Genomic DNA, 18,015 nt, shown 5'->3' on the forward strand with positions numbered 1-18,015 from the left:
CTTTTGGAAGCAGACAGGCTACCAATAAGATAAATTTGCAAGTAGAGTCATTTTTCGAATCTTATTTCTCGTATATGCAAACATGCTCGATGCTCTACATCTGTTCATTGCGGCCGTGGAAGAAGGTAGTGTGACCGCTGCCGCCCAACGCACCGGGCTGACGATTGCAACGGCATCGCGCCGTCTGAACGCCCTGGAACAACAACTGGGCTGCCGTCTTCTGCATCGTTCGAGCCGCGGCCTGACACTCACTCGGGAAGGCCGTGCCTATTTCGATGAGTGCAGCGGGCACGTGCGCGCACTCAACCATAGGCTCGACAACCTCAGCGCCGCACTACACAGCCTTGCCGGACCGCTTAAGATATTGGCACCCACCAATTTCGCCACCGGCCCACTGGATAGTTTCTGGTCAGACTTCATTGCACGCTACCCAGACATCGAACTCACCGTTGAGATGAACAACGATGTTGACGATCTGCTGCACGCCCAGGCCGATCTGGCCATTCGCATCGGCCCGCAGCCGGACTCAGCACTGGTTCAGCGCTATCTGGGGGCCATTCCCACCGTGCTGGTTGCCAGTCCCTCCTTGCCTGACCTTGCTACCTTGCAGACACCTGGGGACATCCAGCGCCATACCACGGTGACCAGTCGCGCCATCGCAGATTGGCACCTAACCAGCAACGCGAATGAGCAGGCGACGATACGCATACAGCATAAATATGTGGTCAATGATCTGGCGCTGGTGGCCACCTTGGTACGGGCTGGCGCCGGGTTGGCATTACTGCCGTTAAGTCAGATCTGGGACGACCTGACCACCGGGAAACTGATCAGGGTTCTACCGCAATGGGCTGGACAACGTCGCGACATCTACCTGATACGCCCACATCGCTTGTCGTCATCGGCACGGGCACAGGTATTCATGGAGTGTTTAGCCGCTTTTCTACCGGCCCAGCCGTGGTTTGAAAATACTTCTCAGGCTAGCCGCCACCCGAGATAGGCCTCGTTGGCGGCGGCTGATCATCGACCGTCTGCACTACCGTGACGTCTGAGCAGCCCCGGTGTGCTGCCCCAGTGACGGCGGAAGGCATGGGTCAGTGCGCTCTGGCTGGAGAAGCCGACCTGTTCCGCAATGCAGCCCAGACCCAGGCGGGTATGCAGTAACAGTTCACGGGCACGTTCCAGACGGGCCTGTAGCACATAGTTCGCAGGTGTCCTGCCCGTCGCCTGGCGGAATATCTGATGAAAGTGACCGGTACTGACACAGGCCACCTGTGCCAACTCCGCCACCGTCAATGGCGCAGCAAGATGCTGCTGGATATAGGTCTCCAGCTGAACCAGGTCCAGTCGCTGCCTGGGCGAGGGAAGGCGCTGCACTTGATGAAACAGGCGTTGATACAGGCTGGAAACAATAACCTGCGCCATGCCCTCTGCCGCCAATGCAGACTCCTGCCACAGGTTTTCTTCCTGATCGACAAAGCTCAGCAACAGGCGCAGGCTGGCATCGGCAGTAAAGTAGCGCGGTCGATCAAACAACCGCTCCAGCTCCGGCATGGAAGGATTGTAATGGTCAAGCACCACATGGCGATTGTCCCCCTTGCCTTCATAGAAGTGCACTTCACCCGCCGGCACCAGACAGCCATGCATGGCATCCACCCGGCCACCGTGACCGGCAATCTCGAACTCGGCCTGACCGGACAGGGCAATCACCATCTGATGCCAGGGGTGGTCATGGTGCATGCCGCTGGTCGGCAGCGTGCAGTGACGGATTCTGGCCTGCATACCCAGCTCCTTTTCCCCCAAAGTCTGTAACGGTCAACTATAGTGAGATATGACACATTTTGACACCATCAACCCCAGTGAGGCGCTCCGAGGTTTCCGAGCCTGAAACAAAAACAACTGAGCTCTGATCAAGACAGCGTTTGCCTCTTCCCGCCACACTGCTGATCAAAATCAAAAATGCCAAGGTGCACCATGCCTCTACCTCACCCGCTGCATGATCAGAACAGGCAACAACACGGCGCAGCTGACGACCTGCTGCATCCCGATCTGGAACACCAGAGCCTGCAGCAACTGGCTCGGCAGATCAGCCAGCATTACATGGTGGATGAAAACACCTTGATGCCTGAGCTCATCCAGTTGCTGGATCACCAGCCAGAGCATATTCAACGGCTGCATGAGCGCACCGCAGAGCTTGTTGAGCGGGTACGCAGCCAGGGCGATGCCATAGACAGCCTGGATCAACTGTTGCAGCAGTACAGTCTCGACACCCAGGAAGGCGTGCTGTTGATGTGCCTGGCGGAAGCACTGCTGCGTGTTCCTGATTCCCGCACCGCGGAAGCCCTGATTCGCGACAAGTTGTCCGTCGCTGACTGGAAAAGCCACCTGGGACAAAGTGATTCGCTGTTGGTCAACGCCTCTACCTGGGGGCTGATACTGACCAAGCGGGTGGTGAAGATGGACCCGCGCCATGATCAGCCTGTCCCCGTATTCAATCGTTTGATCAGCCGTCTGGGCGAGCCGGTCGTGCGTCAGGTGATGTCCCACGCGATGAAACTGATGGGACATCAGTTCGTGCTCGGTCGCACCCTGCCGGAAGCCCTCGCCAATGGCAAACCCCTGTTCAAGCAGGGCTACACCTATTCCTTCGATATGCTCGGCGAAGCGGCATGCACCCACCAGGATGCCCAACGTTATTTCTCCGCCTACCTGGATGCCATCGAGCGTGTTGGCCAGGCCGGCACCAAGGTCACGGCTGCGGCCCCTGCGCCCTCCATTTCGATCAAGCTGTCGGCCTTGCACCCACGCTACGAGCGCAGCCAGCGTGACAGGGTACTCAAGGAGCTCGGCAACACGCTGGGCCTGCTTGTGACCCGTGCCCGAGAGCTGGATGTAGCGATCACCCTGGATGCCGAAGAGGCGGATCGGCTTGAACTCTCGCTGGAGGTGCTGGAGCAGGTCTATCGTCAGCAGGCCAAGGGCTGGGGCAAGCTGGGCCTGGTGGTACAGGCCTACTCCAAGCGTGCACTGCCGGTATTGCATTGGCTGACCCGCCTGGCAACCGAACAGGGTGACGAGATTCCCGTTCGCCTGGTCAAGGGTGCCTACTGGGATACTGAGATCAAGCAGGCGCAGATAGAAGGGCTCGCCGACTACCCGGTTTATACACGCAAAGCCAACACCGATATTGCCTATCTCGCCTGCGCTCGCTATCTGCTCTCGGACCTCACCCGTGGCCGACTGTTTCCCCAGTTTGCGACCCACAATGCCCACACGCTGGTCTGCCTGCTGGACATGGCAGGAGACAGGCCCATCGAGTTCCAGCGGCTGCATGGCATGGGTGAAGCCTTGTACAAGCAGGCCTTGCAGCTTGCCCCGGCGGGCAGCTACTGCCGCATCTATGCACCGGTAGGGGCGCACAAGGACTTGTTGCCCTACCTGGTACGCCGCCTGCTGGAAAACGGAGCCAACTCTTCATTTGTACATCAACTGGTCGATGAGCGCGTTCCCGTGGCGCAACTCTGTCGCCACCCTCTGGAAGTCCTCAGCGGCAAGGCGGCCTATCGCAACACCAGCATCCCGCTGCCCCATGACCTCTACGGACCGGAACGGCCGAACTCCAAAGGGGTGAACCTGCTGATCAATAGCCAGCTTGATCCTCTGCTCCAGGCCATGCGGTCCTGGGATCAACATCAGTGGCAAGGCCGGCCCCTGCTGGCTCAGGCGGCTGATACCGACGCGGGGCCAAGCCGGAGCGTAATCAGCCCCTTTGATCGCCGCCAGCAGGTTGGGCAGATCGAATGGACCACGGCCGAGCAGGTGCAACGTGCGCTGGACGCCGCCGCGCTCGCCTTCCCGCGCTGGAATGCCGTTGCGGTGACGGAGCGCGCCGCCAAACTACGGCGCCTGGCTGACCTGCTGGAAATGCACTTTGCCGAGTTGATGGCATTGTGTGCCCGTGAAGCTGGCAAGCAGCTCTCCGATGGCGTTGCCGAAATCCGCGAGGCCGTGGATTTCTGCCGCTATTACGCCCATCAGGCCGAGCAGAAGATGGGACAACCAATCCAACTGCCAGGCCCCACCGGTGAATCCAATGAACTCTATCTCACCGGTAGAGGCGTGTTCGTTGCCATCAGCCCGTGGAACTTCCCGGTCGCCATTTTCCTGGGCCAGGTGGCTGCCGCTGTGGTTACAGGCAATACGGTACTGGCAAAACCCGCCGAGCAGACATCACTGGTGGCCCATCGTTGCATCGAGCTGATGTATGAAGCCGGCATCGAGCGGGATGTCGTGCAGCTCCTGCCCGGCTCCGGCAAGGAGCTTGGCCCCTTGCTCACCAGTGATCCTCGCGTTGTCGGCGTGGTCTTTACCGGTTCAACCGCGACCGCCTGGCAGATCAATCTCAACCTCGCCCAGCGTCAAGGCGCCCCTCTGGCGGCACTGATTGCCGAAACCGGCGGTCAGAATGCCATGATTGTCGACTCCACCGCCCTGCCCGAGCAGGTCGTTGCCGATGTTGTGGAGTCCGCTTTTGCCAGCGCGGGACAACGCTGTTCCGCCTTGCGGGTGCTGTTCCTGCAGGAGGATATCGCTGACAAGGTGGAAGAACTGCTTGCCGGTGCCATGCAGGAATTGCAATTGGGTGATCCACGCGCTCTGGCCACCGATGTCGGCCCGGTGATCGATGCCCAGGCCAGACAGAAACTGCAGGCGCATATCGAGCAATGCCGCCAGCAGGACCGGGTACTGGCCGAAACCTCTGTACCCGACGCATGGCGAGCGAATGGCGAATTCGTGGCTCCGGTGGCCCTCAGGCTGGACCGCATTGATCAGCTGGAAGCCGAGCACTTTGGTCCGGTCCTGCACATCATTCGCTACCGCGCGACAGAAATAGACCAGGTTATCGAGAGCATCAACCGCTGCGGCTATGGCCTGACGTTTGGCATCCAGAGCCGTAATGAAGGACTCGCCGCTGACATCGAACGACGAGTTCGCATAGGTAATGTGTATATCAATCGTAATATGATAGGCGCTGTTGTGGGCGTTCAGCCCTTTGGCGGTATGGGGCTCTCCGGTACAGGCCCCAAGGCTGGCGGGCCGCATTATCTGCTGCGCTTTGTCACTGAAAAAACCCGTACCATCAATACCGCGGCAATAGGCGGTAATGCCAGCCTGCTGGCGCAGGGAGATGACTGATTACCTCCCCTTCCTACAAGGAGTTGTTTCAATGCTGAATAACAACAATAGCCACTGCCCCGCCTGCGGGGCTTCCCCAGAGCAGAGGGCATTCCCATGACAGACCAGACCTATCAGTTGATCGCCATCGGCCTGTACTTCCTGACGATGCTGGGCATCGGTTACTACGCCTATTTCAAGACCACCGACCTGGACGACTACATGCTCGCCGGGCGCAAACTCTCGCCGGGCGTCGCCGCGCTGTCTGCCGGTGCGTCGGACATGTCCGGCTGGCTGCTGATGGGTCTGCCGGGAGCCATTTACGCATCGGGCCTGGTGGAAGCCTGGATCGCCATCGGCCTGACCATCGGCGCGTATCTCAACTGGCGTTTCGTGGCACCCCGGCTGCGCTCCTACACCGAGGTGTCCAACAATTCGATCACCCTGCCGAGCTTCTTCGAAAACCGTTTCAAGGACAACACCCGCCTGCTGCGGATCGCCTCCGGCATCATCATCCTGGTGTTCTTCACCTTCTATGTATCCTCCGGCATGGTCGCTGGCGGGGTATTCTTCGAAGCCTCGTTCAATACCCACTACCTGTTCGGCATGCTGCTGGTGGCCGGTATCACCCTGACCTATACCCTGTTCGGCGGTTTTCTGGGGGCCTCCCTGACCGATGTGGTGCAGGGCCTGCTGATGCTGGCTGCGCTGATCCTTGTTCCCTTGATCACCATTGTCAGCATGGGGGGTCTGGGTGAGACGATTGACGCCATCCATGCCGCTGACGCCGCCCACAACCTGGCCAACCCGGATGATGAGCTGCGTCGCACCTCATTGCTGTTCGGCGGCAGCCTGCTGGCCATCATCTCGGCCGCGTCCTGGGGGCTTGGTTACTTCGGCCAGCCGCATATCATCGTACGCTTCATGGCCCTGCGTTCATCGGCAGATGCCAAGGCCGGCCGCCGGATCGGCATTGGCTGGATGGTCCTGGTCGCCAGCGGTGCGGTCTTCACCGGCCTGATCGGTGTTGGCTATTTCCACGCCAGCGGGCAAACCCTGGCCAACCCGGAAACCGTCTTCCTGCTGCTATCGCAGATCCTGTTCCATCCGCTTATCGCCGGCATGGTATTGGCGGCCGTGCTGGCCGCCATCATGTCCACGGTTTCCTCCCAGTTGATCGTCTGCTCGTCAGCGCTGGTCGAAGATTTGTACAAGATCTTTGGCAAGGATCTGTCGGCGCTGCAGCAGGTCCGCCTGGGACGTCTGGGTGTACTGGTAGTCGCGGTGGTAGCCGCCCTGCTGGCCATCGATCCGCGCTCCAATATCCTCGGGCTGGTCGCCTTTGCCTGGGCGGGATTCGGCGCCGCCTTCGGCCCGATCATCCTGCTGTCGCTGTTCTGGCGCAAGCTCACCGCGATGGGGGCTCTGGCCGGGATGATCGCAGGTGCGGTGGTCGTGGGTTTCTGGGGCTATATTCCCAGCCTGCAGGCGCTGATGTACGAGATCGTGCCCGGTTTCCTGGCCTGCGCCCTGGTCGCCGTGGTCGTTTCCCTGCTGATGGGGCACCGCCACAACGAAGAGGTCCAGCAGGAGTTCAGCACCATGGAATCGCATCACTGACACACCAGCTACCTTCGCAAACGGCGGCACCCAGGCGGGTGCCGTCACAGCTCTTCAGCGCTTGTTGACGAGGCTTTTATAGCCGCCCCTCGCCTGTCCGCAGGCAGTCGCATGGTCTGCAACAGCAGGCTCAGCATGATCAGCGGTATGCCCATCCAGCCTGCCGCCGACAGCCATTCTCCGACGATCAATACCGCCAGCAGCACGGCGACCACCGGCTCAAGGAGCGTGATCAGGGTAGCCGTGCTGGCCGCGATATATCTCAAGCCGTAGCTGAAGCACAGGTAACCGACGAACATCGGAATGCAGGCCATGTATAGCGCCACGCTCGTGTGGGTTGCCGTAGCAAACAGGTTGTGCCCGGTGACCGCCAGCGTTGGTAGCAGCAGCATGGCGGCAATCCCGAACAGGCTGGCCATGGCCGACTTCGAATCCACACCCTGCTCGATCATGTGCCTGGCCACCCACGAGTAGGCCGCATAGCTCAGCCCGGCCACCAGTCCCAGCCCCACACCCAGATAAGACAGCAGGGAAGAGGTCACGGTTGTCGCTACCGGGCGTTGGCCCAGCGCCAGCAACACGATTCCCGCAGCCCCGAGCACAAAACTGAGGCCCCAGCGCATGGATATCCGCCTCCTGCTGATAAGACACTCCAGCATGACCGTGAACAGCGGAGCGCTGGCAATGGAGATCACCGTGCCGATGGCGACACCGGACAGCCGCATGGAGCTGTAGAAGGCCAGCGGATAGATGGCGACCGACAAGCCGCCAAGCAGCAGGCTGCGACGGTGACCAAGCAACAGCGCCTTGTCCCGTAGCAGTTCGCCAAGCGCGTTGATGACCAGCAGAACGCCACCCACCCCCATGGCAAACGCGCCTATGGCCAGGGCGCTGACCTCGGGAGCAAAACTGGCGGCGGTACCCGTGGTACCCCATATGACACTGGCAGCGATGATGGCGATCACGCCACGGGAATAGGGTTCTAGTCGACGCATGTTGTACCTGGCAAAGCGGTCGTTCGCGATACCCGCATTGTATTGGTCGGAACAGTCGGGCTTTGTGCTGAAAGGACGCTATTTGCTGCTGATCAGACGGATCAGCGGGCGAACCGGGTTGGCGACAGCCCAAAATGGGCAGAGAAACGCCGGCTGAATGCGGACACATCGGTGTAGCCGACCTGCTCGGCGATCACTTGGACCGGGTAGTCGGTGTGCTGCAGCAACGCCTTGGCCTTGTCCATGCGTACCTGGGTCAGGTACTGCATCACCGTAAGCCCCACCTGCTCGCGGAACAGTTTCTTGCATTGTGTTTCACTGAGGCAGGCGATGCTTGCCAGTTGGTGAATGCCCAGCCTTTCTCCCAGCCGCTCATCGATATAACCCAGCAGCCGACGAATCCTCTGGTCGACCTGGGGCATCAGTCGCTGCTCGGCCAGCAGCAGTGCAAAGACCTGGAACATCGACTGCTCCAGCCCCGGATTGAGCTGATGCTCCAGCTGCGCTTCGATGAAGTCGAGATAGCGCATCAGCGGTGGGCTGATCGAAAACACCGCCGGGCTACTGCCCGCCAGGTTGTCCGGCAGGGTATCCATGTCAGCGACAACGAACCTGGCCTCGGTGTCCGCCGTGAAGTGATGCATTTGCCCACGTCTGATCAGTACACATTCGCCGGGGGCGACATTGCCGCTATAGGCATCGAATTCGATCTCGATCACACCCCGCAGCGGCAGCACCAGTTGGTGGAAGTCATGTGCATGGCCATGGCGCTGGCGGCTGTAGGATCGTATGGACAGGTGGTTGGCCATCGGTGCGTCACTCGCAGGGCGTCCGCGGCATTATATACCCGTCGCCAGCCGCGAACGTCCTCCAGCCCCTCCAACCGCCCAGCACATCATTACGGAAATACCCCCTTTTCCAATCAGTGCACTGCCTGGTCTGCGACCATAGGCTAGTATTCAGGGGGCTCGTCCCTTGCTAACGTGACATCTTTTAGCATAACCCCCCATAAAATAGAGCGCTTGACGGGTCTTCACCCATGACAACGAGGTTAATAAATGCTCATTTTCTTTGCCAGCCTTGCCATTCTTCTTCTTGGCTACAAGTTCTACAGCCCCTTTGTTGAGAGACAAGCATGTATAGATCCTGAAGCCACAACCCCTCAGCAGCGCTTGCATGATGGCGTCGACTACGTACCCATCAGCCCGGTACGGGCGTTTTTGATTCAGTTCCTGAACATTGCCGGCATCGGTCCCATTTTCGGTCCCATTCTGGGCGCCCTGTATGGCCCGATAGCCCTGGTCTGGATCGTCATCGGCAACGTGGTTGGCGGTGCGGTGCATGACTATTTCTCTGGCGTCATGAGTCTCAAGGAAGATGGCAAGAGCCTGCCTGAGATCGCTGGCAACTATTACAACGTGATCTTCAAGGGTTTCATGCTGGTCTTCACCTGCATGCTGCTGTTCTTTGTCGGCGTGGTTTTCATCATGAGCCCGGCCGGGCTGCTGAGTAACCTTTCCTATTTCGAAGGTACCTTCCTGTCAGGCAATACCTTCTGGGTACTGGTAATCCTGGCGTACTATTTCTTCGCAACCCTGCTGCCCATCGACAAGATCATTACCAAGCTGTACCCGGCGTTTGGTTTACTGATGATCGTCATGACCACCCTGGTTGCCGGGGCGATATTGCTCGAAGCACCCCATCTGCCGCAATTCGGTGATGTGTTTGCCTTTTTCGACGGCCATCATGACCATGACTTCCTGGCTCCCAACCCTGATGGACTGCCCATATGGCCGTTGCTGTTCCTGACCATTACCTGTGGCGCCATCAGTGGTTTTCACTCCACACAGTCGCCCATGATTGCCCGCTGCCTTACCAATGAGAAATATGCCCGCCCGGTATTCTATGGCGCGATGATGTGCGAAGGCATCGTGGCCTGCGTCTGGGCTACCGCCGGTATTGCCGCTTTCCCTGGCGGCTATGCCGAACTGAAAGGCATGCTGGACATGGGTGGGCCGGGCCTGGTGGTCAATCATATCGCGACCAGTTATCTGGGTGTTTTCGGTGGGGTCATGGCCATTCTGGCAGTAGCCATCTTCCCGATCACCTCGGGCGACACGGCCTTCCGCTCACTGCGCCTGACGATCACCGATGCGTTCAATATCCCCCAGTCCGCCATGCGCAGGCTGGCGCTGGCAGCACCGATACTCGGCGTGGCCTATCTGATGACCTTCCTGGACTTCTCGTTGATCTGGCGCTACTTCGCGTTTTCCAACATGCTGCTGTCGACCAGCGTATTGTGGCTGGCAACCAAGTACCTGCTGGATAGAGGTACCTTCCACTGGATTGCCAGCATCCCAGCGGTGATCGGTACTGCCATTACCGTGTCCTATATCGCCACAGCCGGCATTGGTCTCAACCTGCCTGAGGAATACAGCAAACCGATAGGCATCATGATCGCCGTAGTGTGCTTTATCGGATTGGTCATTCAACACAATAAGCGCAATGCCAATGCCTACGCTGGACCGGGCGCCTGATTGATGGCGCTCCATCGGCAGTCATAACCAGACACGCGGGGCCCCTCAGTGGGCCCCGCCGTGTTTTCCGAGAGTGCCTGTCTCAGGAACCCGACGCTCTCAGGACACCCCAACGGCTTTCCGCTCCACCGCCCCCGCCTGCCCCACCAACCACTCCAGCGCCTCATCCCAGAACGGCTGCGCCTCGCTGCGGAAATACCCCATATGCCCTATCGGCGCCTTGCCCTTGGCCGGCTCGATATCGTAGATGGTCTGCGGCGCATTGCGGTAGCCCCTGGCGAAGGCATCCCGTGATTGGGGCGGGGCCCAGGGGTCGTCGCGGGAGGTAATGAAGGCGCAGGGGGTGCGTACGGCAGCGTAGCGGTCATGCACCTGGGGCATGCTCGGGTCGTCGAAATAGTAGTGGGGAAACTTGCACCAGCGCTTCCAGTCACGGTAGACACCCCGCGGCAGGTCGTCGCCCATGCCCAGCAGGCTCCAGGCCATGTAGCCTTTCCAGGCAACGATCGCCGGCATGATGACGTTCCAGAACAGGCGGATCTTGAATGCTTCACTCCTGGGCATCCAGCCGGCCCAGCCAGCGCCAGTGCCAAAGCAGAAGCAGGCGGTGATCTTGTCATGGTTGGGCAGCATGCCAATGGCGTGACCGCCGAAGGAGTGGCCGATCCAGTACAGCGGCAACGGGTCCTGGCTGAGCAGGTCCACCGCTGCCGGCAGGTCTTTCTCCGACCAGTCCAGGTAGTCCATCTCGAAGCCTTTCAGCGAAGCGGGCCTGGATTCGCCGGTGCCCCGGTAATCGATGGTCAATACATTGAAGCCCTGCTGCGCCGCGTATTCGGCGAAGCGGCGGTAGAAGCGCTGCGGTACGCCGGTGCCGCCGGCGACCAGCAGGTTACCTTTGGCCTGCCCATTGGCATGGAAGCGCGTGGCGCCCAGACGGTAACCATCGCGGGCAGTGATGCTGATCTTTTCGGAGCGGATATCTGCCTGGGCAGCGCTTGAGGGGGTACTCATGACCTGGTTCCGTTTTCTACTGTTGTTGTCGGAGCGCTCGGCCTGCCAGCGGGCCGGCATCTCAAACGATCGTTTGATTCCCCTAAGCTAGAGTATCCTTCCATTGCCGTCAAACCGGGCAGGCAGGCTCGCCCTCCATAAACAGCACAAATAACGCGTTCGCTCGCCCCGCAACGAAGCCGACCTGCCCACCCGCGTTCTCCACAATGCCCCGTACGATAGCCAACCCCAGACCAGTCCCGGTGCTGCCCTGACGCCCCTTGCGAAAGCGCTGGAACATGGCCTCCTGCTGTGCCGCCGGCACCCCCGGGCCCTGATCGGCCACCTCCAGTCGAATGCCATCGGCGCTCCGGCATAGACTGACCTGCACCCTGCCACTGCCGTGCACCAGGGCATTGTCCAGCAGGTTGACCAGGACCTCGCGCAACTCATCGGCATTGCCCCGGCACAGCATGCCATCCTCGATACGGGCCCCGATGTCCCGCCCCTGCGCCTCGAACAACGGCAACAGCGACACCGTGACTTCGCGAGTCAGCCGCGACAGATTGGTGTGTTGTGTCGGCCCGCCACGCTCGGCAGCGCCCTCCTGGCGCGCCAGCTCCAGCAACTGGCCGACCAGCCGGCGCAGCTGACGCATCTCCGCTTCCAGCACCGGCCAGTCCAGCTCACCGCTGCGGCGGGCATCCTGCAAGCGCAAATCGAGTACGGTCAGCGGTGTGCGCAGTTCATGGGCGGCATCGGCGATAAAGCGCCGTTCGGCCTCATAGGCATGCGCCAGGCGATCCAGTGCACAGTTGGCGGCCGCGGCCAGCGGGTGGAACTCACCGGGCAGGCCCTGCAAGGGTATGCGCCGTGTCGGTGCCGCCGGGCCGATACCCTGCGCCAGCCGGGCGGCACGGCGTACCGGGCGCAGTGTCCAGTTGAGCAACAGCAGGATCAGCAGAATGCACAACAACCCCAGGGGCAGCATCAGCACCAGACTGTGGCGCAGCCGGTCGAGCAGCAGCTCATCGAGCATGGCGCGCTCGGCCTGGTCATTGCGCGAGACCATCAGGATCGCGCCATCCGGCAGTCGTACCGGGGCATTGATGCTCGCACCGCCGTAAGGGCTCCAGCGCCACCAGGATGACTCGCGCGACAACAGCGCGGTGCGCAGGCGCCGGGGACGGCTCATGTAATCGGAATAGCCAAGTAGCTGGCCATCTGGCGCATACAAGGTGTATTCCATCTCGCCGCCGGCGTGATAGCGCGGCAGCCCTTCCAGAGCCTGATCGCTGGTGAAGCCCTCACTGACCGCCCTCGCCTGGATCAGCAATACGGCGCGGCGCAGCTCATCCCGCGTGCCGTATATGTGCATGGCGGAAATCCCGAAGCCCAGCACGAATACCAACGACAGGGCAATCAAGGTGCGCGCGCGCAGGCTGCGCCCAAGCAGGGACATCACCCTGCCCGTCAGGTTGCTGTCAGCTAGTGATGGCATATTCGCCGCCGATCAAAGTGAGAATACCTATCATTTGTATTTCTTCTTACAGGGAATGACTTGCGCATGCCAGCACAAACCAACTACAGCCACAAGATCTTTTCACCTGCCGCCCTCGCCCTGGCAATTGCCGCAACGTCGGCGCAGGGTGCCGAACCGAGCGAGGTCGAGACCGTCCAGCTCAGCAATATGGTGGTGACCGCCGCCGGCTACGAGCAGCAGTTGATCGACGCTCCGGCCTCGATCACGGTGATCGGCAAGGAAGACCTGGAAGGCAAGTACTACCGCGACGTCACCGATGCGCTGCAGGATATTCCCGGCGTTTCCATTGAAGGTGGGGCTGGCGGAAAACTGGAAAGCACCAGTATCAATATCCGCGGACTGGGCGAGTCCTATACCCTGTTCCTGATCAACGGCAAGCCGCTGGGGGCCTCCACCGAGGCCTACTACAACGGGTTTGGTTCGGCCACGCAGGTCGGCTGGCTGCCGCCGCTGGCGGCGATCGAGCGCATCGAGGTGATTCGCGGGCCAATGTCCTCGCTGTATGGCTCCAGCGCGCTGGCCGGGGTGATCAATATCATCACCAAGGACGTGGGTGACAAGTGGAGCGGCCGCCTCAGCTACGACAGGCTGTTCCACGAGGACAGCGACGCCGGCGGCTCACACCAGGCCAACTTCTATCTCAGCGGCCCGTTGGTCGAGGATCGTCTGGGCCTGACCTTGTTCGGTTCGCAGTACCAGCGCGACGAGGACAGGATCCAGGGCGGCTACACCGACAAGGAACGCATCGACGGCACCGCCAAGCTCAACCTGGTGCTCAACCAGGCCAACAGCATCGAGCTGGAAGCCGGTCGCGCCGAGCATGACAACGAGCGCACGGAAAAATCCGGCGCGCCCGGCGAGATGAACAATATCCGCACCCATTATGGCCTGACCCACAAGCTGGATTGGGGCGACAACGTCGAGACCCGCAGTTTCGCCATCAATGAGAAGGTCGAGATCGAGAACGGCAGCGTCGAGTCGCAGTACAGCAGCACCCTGGTCAACACCAAGACGGTGCTGCCACTGAGCAACCAGACCCTGACCCTGGGTGCCGAGTACAAATGGGAAACCACCGACCACGATGCCAGCCGCTTCTATGGTCGCGCCAACAATCTGGAACTGGAGCGCTGGCAGCGCGCGCTGTTCATCGAGAACGAGTACTACGTCACCGATAACCTGTCGATCACCGGTGGGTTGCGTTACGACGAGAACGAACATTATGGCGAGGAGTTGATCCCCCGCCTCTACGGTGTGTATCGCATCACCGACGAGTGGGTAGTCAAAGGTGGCGTGAGCGGTGGCTACAAGGCACCGACGCTGAAGCAGTCCGATCCCAATATCGTCGAGAACGCTGCCCGCAGCCGCGCCTTCGACATGGGCAACGCCGATCTCAAGCCCGAGAGCAGCATCAACTATGAAGCCGGGCTGATGTGGGATGCGGCCAATGGCATCAACTCCGGCGTGACCGTCTATTACACCGAGTTCGAGGACCAGATCGGCAAGCGCGTCATCTGCGACACCCGCGATGGCTCCGACCCGGTGTGCGATGTCAATGGCGTTACCCGCGAGTACATCAGCCAGTACATCAACCACGACTCGGCCGAACTGCGTGGGGTCGAGGTGTTCTTCAACGTGCCCCTCGGCCCGGTGCAGCTGAAGACCAACTACACCTACTCGGACAGCGAAATCACCGACTCGCAGGACTCGCCGGAAAGCGTCGGCCAGCCATTCAACAACCTGCCCAGGCACATGTTCAACGTCGGCCTGGACTGGGCGGCTACCGACGCGCTGGGGCTCTGGGCCAAGGCTCGCTACAAGAGCAAGACAGTGGAAGACAGCGAAAGCCGGATCCCGTCCTACACCCTGGTGGACATCGGAGGACTGTACCGGGTCAGCGACAGCTTCGACGTCTATGCCGGCCTGTACAACCTGTTCGACAAGGAAGTCACCGCCGAGGACTACGGCAAGACACTGGATGGCAGGCGCCTGAATGTCGGGGTGGCGTTCAATTTCTGAGTGCCTGGGCCGGGCCCGCCAGCCGGTAGCCCAGCCCTCGCAGGGTCTCGATGCCGCTATCGGCACCGGCTGCCGCCAGTTTGCGCCGCAGCCGCGAGACCAGCGCTTCGATGGCGTTGGGCGTCACGGCCTCACTCAATGAATACAGGCGATCCTCCAGATGATCCTTGACCACCACCCGGGGCGCGTGGCGCAGCAGTTCCTCCAGCAGCGCCAGCTCGCGCTTGGACAACAGCATCGGGCGCGTGCCGACCAGCACGTCGCGGCTTTCCCGGAAGAACGACAGGTTGCCCAACTGCAGGCATTTCTCGCTGCGTGGACCGGCGCGGCGCAGTACCGCCCGCAGGCGCGCCTCCAGCTCGGGCATGGCGAAGGGCTTGAGCAGGTAGTCATCGGCACCGGCATCCAGGCCGGCGACGCGATGGTCCAGGGAATCGTAGGCCGTGAGGATGATGCAGGGCAGGTCGCTGTTACGCGTCGAGTTACGCGCGGCCAGCACCGACAGCCCGTCCATGTCGGGCAAGCCGAGATCGAGCAGCATGGCGTCGTAGCGACTCAACCGGAGCATGGCCATGGCCTGCTGGCCGTGTTCGGCCACATCCACCACAAAGCCGCCCCGCTGCAGATGCTTCGACAACAGGTCACGTAACGACGGATGGTCTTCAACAACAAGCAACTTCATGAATTTCACGCGGCCGGGGCCCTGTCAGGCTCCGGTCAGTTGGAACTGGAATAGTCAGATGTAAAGAATGTAACAAAATGCATATGATTAGTATTCTTATTTGTATATTAGGCAGCTTTGTCGCAACCGCTGAGCATTCAGCTGCAAGCCCGTCCATTGAGTGAAGCCCAGGAAAAACCCTTCCATGCTCATGTCATACCGCTTTCTTACTGACCTGTCGTCGACCGCGCGCTACCGGCTCGTCATCCTGTCACGGACCCTGCTCGCGATCGTCGGTGGTTATCTGTTCACCGCCCTGAGCACCGCCAGCCTGGCTCTTGCCCTGCCGCTGCCCCGGACACAGGCGGTGCTGACCGCAACCCAGCTGTCCTTTGCCCTGTACTGCGCCCTGATCATCTGGGCCTATGCCGCCTCCACTGCCCGTCGCGCCTGGCTGGTCACGGCGGTACTCTGCGCAGTACCGGCCGCCCATCTGCTGCTCAGCGGAGCCCTGTCATGAAACAGCTCGGCTTTCGCCAGACCAATGCCTGGCTGCATACCTGGACCGGCCTGCTGCTCGGCTGGTTGCTGTACGCGGTGTTTCTCACCGGGACCCTGAGTTTCTTCCAGCAGGAAATCGGCTTCTGGATGAAGCCCGAGCTGCATGGCTCGGTCCCGGACGGCAGCTCCGCCGTGCGTGCGATCGAGCGCCTGCAGCAAGTGGCGCCCAATGCGGCGCAGTGGAACATCAATCTGCCCAGCGAGCGCAACCCGGCCCTGGAGATCCAGTGGGCTGCCCAGGGCGAGCGCATTGGCAGGGGCAGCGGCCAGCGCCTGACGCTGGATGCCGCCACCGGCGAGCCGCTGACCGTGCGCGAAACCCGCGGCGGCGGCTTCCTCTATCGCTTCCACTTCGAACTCTATGGCATGCCCCGGGTAACCGCACGCTGGATCGTCGCTATCGCCACCATGGTGATGCTGGTCGCCATCGTCAGCGGCGTGGTTACCCACAAGAAGATCTTCAAGGACTTCTTCACCTTCCGACCGCGCAAGGGCCAGCGCTCCTGGCTGGATGCGCACAACGCCACTGCCGTGTTGGCGCTGCCCTTCCATTTCATGATCACCTACAGCGGCCTGCTGCTGTTCATGTACATGCTCATGCCCTGGGGCGTGAGCAGCGCCTACCAGGGTGATATGCAGGCCTATTTCAGCGAAGCCGGCAATCGCCGGGGCGCCCCCGAGCGCGGGGTCCAGCGGCCCACTGGCGAGTCGCTGGCGGCGGAGCTGACAGCCCTCGCGCCGCTGCTGGCCCAGGCGCAGCAGCAATGGCCACGCGGTGCAGCCAGCATCCAGATCAGCAATCCGAATACCGAGCGGGCGCAGATCGAACTGCGCGAGCGTGGCGGTGACAGCCTGATCGAACGCGGTGGCAGCAGACAGCTGCGCTTCAACGGGGTGACCGGCGCCGCGCTGGCAACACCGGCCGCCGCAGCGATACCGGGCGCCAATGCCGTGTACAACGTGTTCAGCAGCCTGCATTTGATCCGTTTCGCCGGTCCGCCGCTGCGCTGGCTGTTCTTTCTCAGCGGCCTGCTGGGTACGGCAATGATCGCCACCGGGCTGGTGTTGTGGGTGGTCAAGCGCCTGCCCGAACGCAGAAAGCTGGGCCGTACGCCCTTCGGTCATCGCCTGGTCGAGGTGCTGAATGTCGGCACCGTCGCCGGCCTGCCAGTGGCGATTGCCGTGTACTTCTGGGCCAACCGCCTGCTACCGGCCGGATTGACACAACGCAGCGACTGGGAGATTCGCAGCTTCCTCATCGCCTGGCTGCTGTGCCTGCTGCATCCATTGCTGCGCTCGCACAAGCGCGCCTGGCAGGAGCAGTTGCTGGCCGCCGCCGTACTGTTCGCCGGTCTGCCGCTGTTTGGCCTCAGCCTGCCTTACAGTGGTCTGCCCAGCACTCTGGCCGCCGGCAACTGGCTGCTGGCGAGCATGGACCTGACGCTATTGGCCAGTGCCGCGCTGCTGGCCTACGCCGCCTTTGCCCTGAGCCGCCACCAACCCGCCCGCAGTCCACAACGCCAGCCACGCAAGGCGCCAGTGCATACGGAGGTGTCGGCATGATCAGTCTGAGTCTGGCGCTGTGCGTCAGCGCCTTCGGCAGCCTGTGCCTGGGCATGCCGCGGCATTTCGAGCAGGTGTTCAAGCGCAAGCCGCAGCCACTGGCCCAACGCGCCCTGCGCTGGCTCGGCTGGCTGCTGCTGGGGCTGGCAATCCTGCCCGCGGTCCAGGCCCTCGGCCCCTCCGTAGGGCTGGCACTCTGGGCCTCGGCACTGACCATTGCCGCGGCCGGGCAGGCACTGCTGTTGAGCTATCAGCCGCGCCTGGTGGTACCGGTCAGCCTGCTGGCACCGCTAGTGGTACTGCCCTTGCTCGCCGCATGACCCAGCGACCGTCTGCTGCGGCCACCTCGGGTCC

At 61.3% G+C, this 18,015-nt stretch carries 14 protein-coding genes; 8 read left to right on the plus strand and 6 right to left on the minus strand.

From position 1 onward, the window contains the following. Positions 1-82: 82 nt before the first annotated feature. Positions 83-997 (plus strand): LysR family transcriptional regulator, encoded by a 915-nt coding sequence (locus CQ007_RS15915; RefSeq protein ID WP_105646815.1) that lies wholly within the window; start codon positions 83-85, stop codon positions 995-997. A 20-nt stretch (positions 998-1,017) separates the two neighbouring features. Here the strand turns inward: CQ007_RS15915 and CQ007_RS15920 are convergent, their stop codons facing one another. Further along, complete coding sequence (locus CQ007_RS15920) at positions 1,018-1,779, minus strand: AraC family transcriptional regulator (protein WP_218278896.1); 762 nt, start codon at positions 1,777-1,779, stop codon at positions 1,018-1,020. A 192-nt stretch (positions 1,780-1,971) separates the two neighbouring features. On the opposite strand from CQ007_RS15920, the gene putA reads away from it, so the two are divergent. Together putA and putP are read left to right on the plus strand one after the other, a co-directional pair. After that, complete coding sequence (putA, locus tag CQ007_RS15925; protein ID WP_105646816.1) at positions 1,972-5,193, plus strand: bifunctional proline dehydrogenase/L-glutamate gamma-semialdehyde dehydrogenase PutA; 3,222 nt, start codon at positions 1,972-1,974, stop codon at positions 5,191-5,193. Between the two features lie 96 nt (positions 5,194-5,289). Beyond that, complete coding sequence (gene putP, locus CQ007_RS15930) at positions 5,290-6,792, plus strand: sodium/proline symporter PutP (protein WP_105646817.1); 1,503 nt, start codon at positions 5,290-5,292, stop codon at positions 6,790-6,792. A gap of 44 nt (positions 6,793-6,836) precedes the next feature. Here the strand turns inward: putP and CQ007_RS15935 are convergent, their stop codons facing one another. Then, positions 6,837-7,787 (minus strand): DMT family transporter, encoded by a 951-nt coding sequence (locus tag CQ007_RS15935; RefSeq protein ID WP_105646818.1) that lies wholly within the window; start codon positions 7,785-7,787, stop codon positions 6,837-6,839. A gap of 101 nt (positions 7,788-7,888) precedes the next feature. Next, positions 7,889-8,596, minus strand: coding sequence for an AraC family transcriptional regulator (locus CQ007_RS15940; protein ID WP_105646819.1), 708 nt, complete (start codon positions 8,594-8,596; stop codon positions 7,889-7,891). 249 nt (positions 8,597-8,845) lie between these two features. Between CQ007_RS15940 and CQ007_RS15945 the strand changes: the two genes are divergently transcribed. Next, positions 8,846-10,324, plus strand: coding sequence for a carbon starvation protein A (locus CQ007_RS15945; RefSeq protein ID WP_105646820.1), 1,479 nt, complete (start codon positions 8,846-8,848; stop codon positions 10,322-10,324). 99 nt (positions 10,325-10,423) lie between these two features. Here CQ007_RS15945 and CQ007_RS15950 read toward each other — a convergent pair whose 3' ends face one another. Both CQ007_RS15950 and CQ007_RS15955 read right to left on the minus strand, forming a co-directional pair. Next, positions 10,424-11,338 carry an alpha/beta fold hydrolase gene (locus tag CQ007_RS15950; RefSeq protein ID WP_105646876.1) on the minus strand — a complete coding sequence of 305 codons (915 nt, stop codon included), beginning with the start codon at positions 11,336-11,338 and terminating at the stop codon, positions 10,424-10,426. Between the two features lie 109 nt (positions 11,339-11,447). Then, on the minus strand, positions 11,448-12,818 hold the full coding sequence (locus CQ007_RS15955) for a HAMP domain-containing sensor histidine kinase (RefSeq protein WP_105646821.1): 1,371 nt from the start codon (positions 12,816-12,818) through the stop codon (positions 11,448-11,450). Between the two features lie 66 nt (positions 12,819-12,884). On the opposite strand from CQ007_RS15955, the gene CQ007_RS15960 reads away from it, so the two are divergent. Beyond that, entirely contained in the window at positions 12,885-14,876 is a 1,992-nt protein-coding gene (locus tag CQ007_RS15960; protein ID WP_105646822.1) for a TonB-dependent receptor domain-containing protein, read from the plus strand. Here CQ007_RS15960 and CQ007_RS15965 read toward each other — a convergent pair. Further along, positions 14,866-15,558 carry a response regulator transcription factor gene (locus CQ007_RS15965; protein ID WP_105646823.1) on the minus strand — a complete coding sequence of 231 codons (693 nt, stop codon included), beginning with the start codon at positions 15,556-15,558 and terminating at the stop codon, positions 14,866-14,868. The two genes, CQ007_RS15960 and CQ007_RS15965, sit on opposite strands and share 11 nt — an antisense overlap. 184 nt (positions 15,559-15,742) lie before the next feature. Here CQ007_RS15965 and CQ007_RS15970 point away from each other — a divergent pair, with 184 nt between their 5' ends. Genes CQ007_RS15970 through CQ007_RS15980 form a run of 3 tightly spaced genes read left to right on the plus strand, consistent with a single transcriptional unit; the run spans position 15,743 to position 17,981 of the window. Further along, the gene (locus CQ007_RS15970) at positions 15,743-16,057 is read left to right on the plus strand and encodes a hypothetical protein (RefSeq protein ID WP_105646824.1); all 315 of its coding nucleotides are present in this window, start codon (positions 15,743-15,745) and stop codon (positions 16,055-16,057) included. Next, positions 16,054-17,661, plus strand: a complete 1,608-nt coding sequence (locus CQ007_RS15975) for a PepSY domain-containing protein (RefSeq protein ID WP_105646825.1) — start codon at positions 16,054-16,056, stop codon at positions 17,659-17,661. The genes CQ007_RS15970 and CQ007_RS15975 overlap by 4 nt, the downstream gene beginning before the upstream one ends. Beyond that, a complete protein-coding gene (locus tag CQ007_RS15980; protein ID WP_105646826.1) occupies positions 17,658-17,981 on the plus strand; it encodes a DUF3325 domain-containing protein in 324 nt (107 codons plus the stop codon). The genes CQ007_RS15975 and CQ007_RS15980 overlap by 4 nt, the downstream gene beginning before the upstream one ends. The last annotated feature ends 34 nt before the right edge of the window (positions 17,982-18,015 follow it).

Origin of the sequence: Pseudomonas sp. MYb185 (assembly GCF_002979975.1) — a bacterium.
Classification (GTDB): Bacteria; Pseudomonadota; Gammaproteobacteria; order Pseudomonadales; family Pseudomonadaceae; genus Halopseudomonas.

Bases quoted from the DNA above. Each gene is read 5' to 3' on its own strand.
- CQ007_RS15915 (WP_105646815.1), top strand. From the start codon at position 83: ATGCTCGATGCTCTACATCTGTTCATTGCGGCCGTGGAAGAAGGTAGT.
- CQ007_RS15920 (WP_218278896.1), bottom strand. From the start codon at position 1,779: ATGCAGGCCAGAATCCGTCACTGCACGCTGCCGACCAGCGGCATGCAC.
- putA (WP_105646816.1), top strand. From the start codon at position 1,972: ATGCCTCTACCTCACCCGCTGCATGATCAGAACAGGCAACAACACGGC.
- putP (WP_105646817.1), top strand. From the start codon at position 5,290: ATGACAGACCAGACCTATCAGTTGATCGCCATCGGCCTGTACTTCCTG.
- CQ007_RS15935 (WP_105646818.1), bottom strand. From the start codon at position 7,787: ATGCGTCGACTAGAACCCTATTCCCGTGGCGTGATCGCCATCATCGCT.
- CQ007_RS15940 (WP_105646819.1), bottom strand. From the start codon at position 8,596: ATGGCCAACCACCTGTCCATACGATCCTACAGCCGCCAGCGCCATGGC.
- CQ007_RS15945 (WP_105646820.1), top strand. From the start codon at position 8,846: ATGCTCATTTTCTTTGCCAGCCTTGCCATTCTTCTTCTTGGCTACAAG.
- CQ007_RS15950 (WP_105646876.1), bottom strand. From the start codon at position 11,338: ATGAGTACCCCCTCAAGCGCTGCCCAGGCAGATATCCGCTCCGAAAAG.
- CQ007_RS15955 (WP_105646821.1), bottom strand. From the start codon at position 12,818: ATGCCATCACTAGCTGACAGCAACCTGACGGGCAGGGTGATGTCCCTG.
- CQ007_RS15960 (WP_105646822.1), top strand. From the start codon at position 12,885: ATGCCAGCACAAACCAACTACAGCCACAAGATCTTTTCACCTGCCGCC.
- CQ007_RS15965 (WP_105646823.1), bottom strand. From the start codon at position 15,558: ATGAAGTTGCTTGTTGTTGAAGACCATCCGTCGTTACGTGACCTGTTG.
- CQ007_RS15970 (WP_105646824.1), top strand. From the start codon at position 15,743: ATGCTCATGTCATACCGCTTTCTTACTGACCTGTCGTCGACCGCGCGC.
- CQ007_RS15975 (WP_105646825.1), top strand. From the start codon at position 16,054: ATGAAACAGCTCGGCTTTCGCCAGACCAATGCCTGGCTGCATACCTGG.
- CQ007_RS15980 (WP_105646826.1), top strand. From the start codon at position 17,658: ATGATCAGTCTGAGTCTGGCGCTGTGCGTCAGCGCCTTCGGCAGCCTG.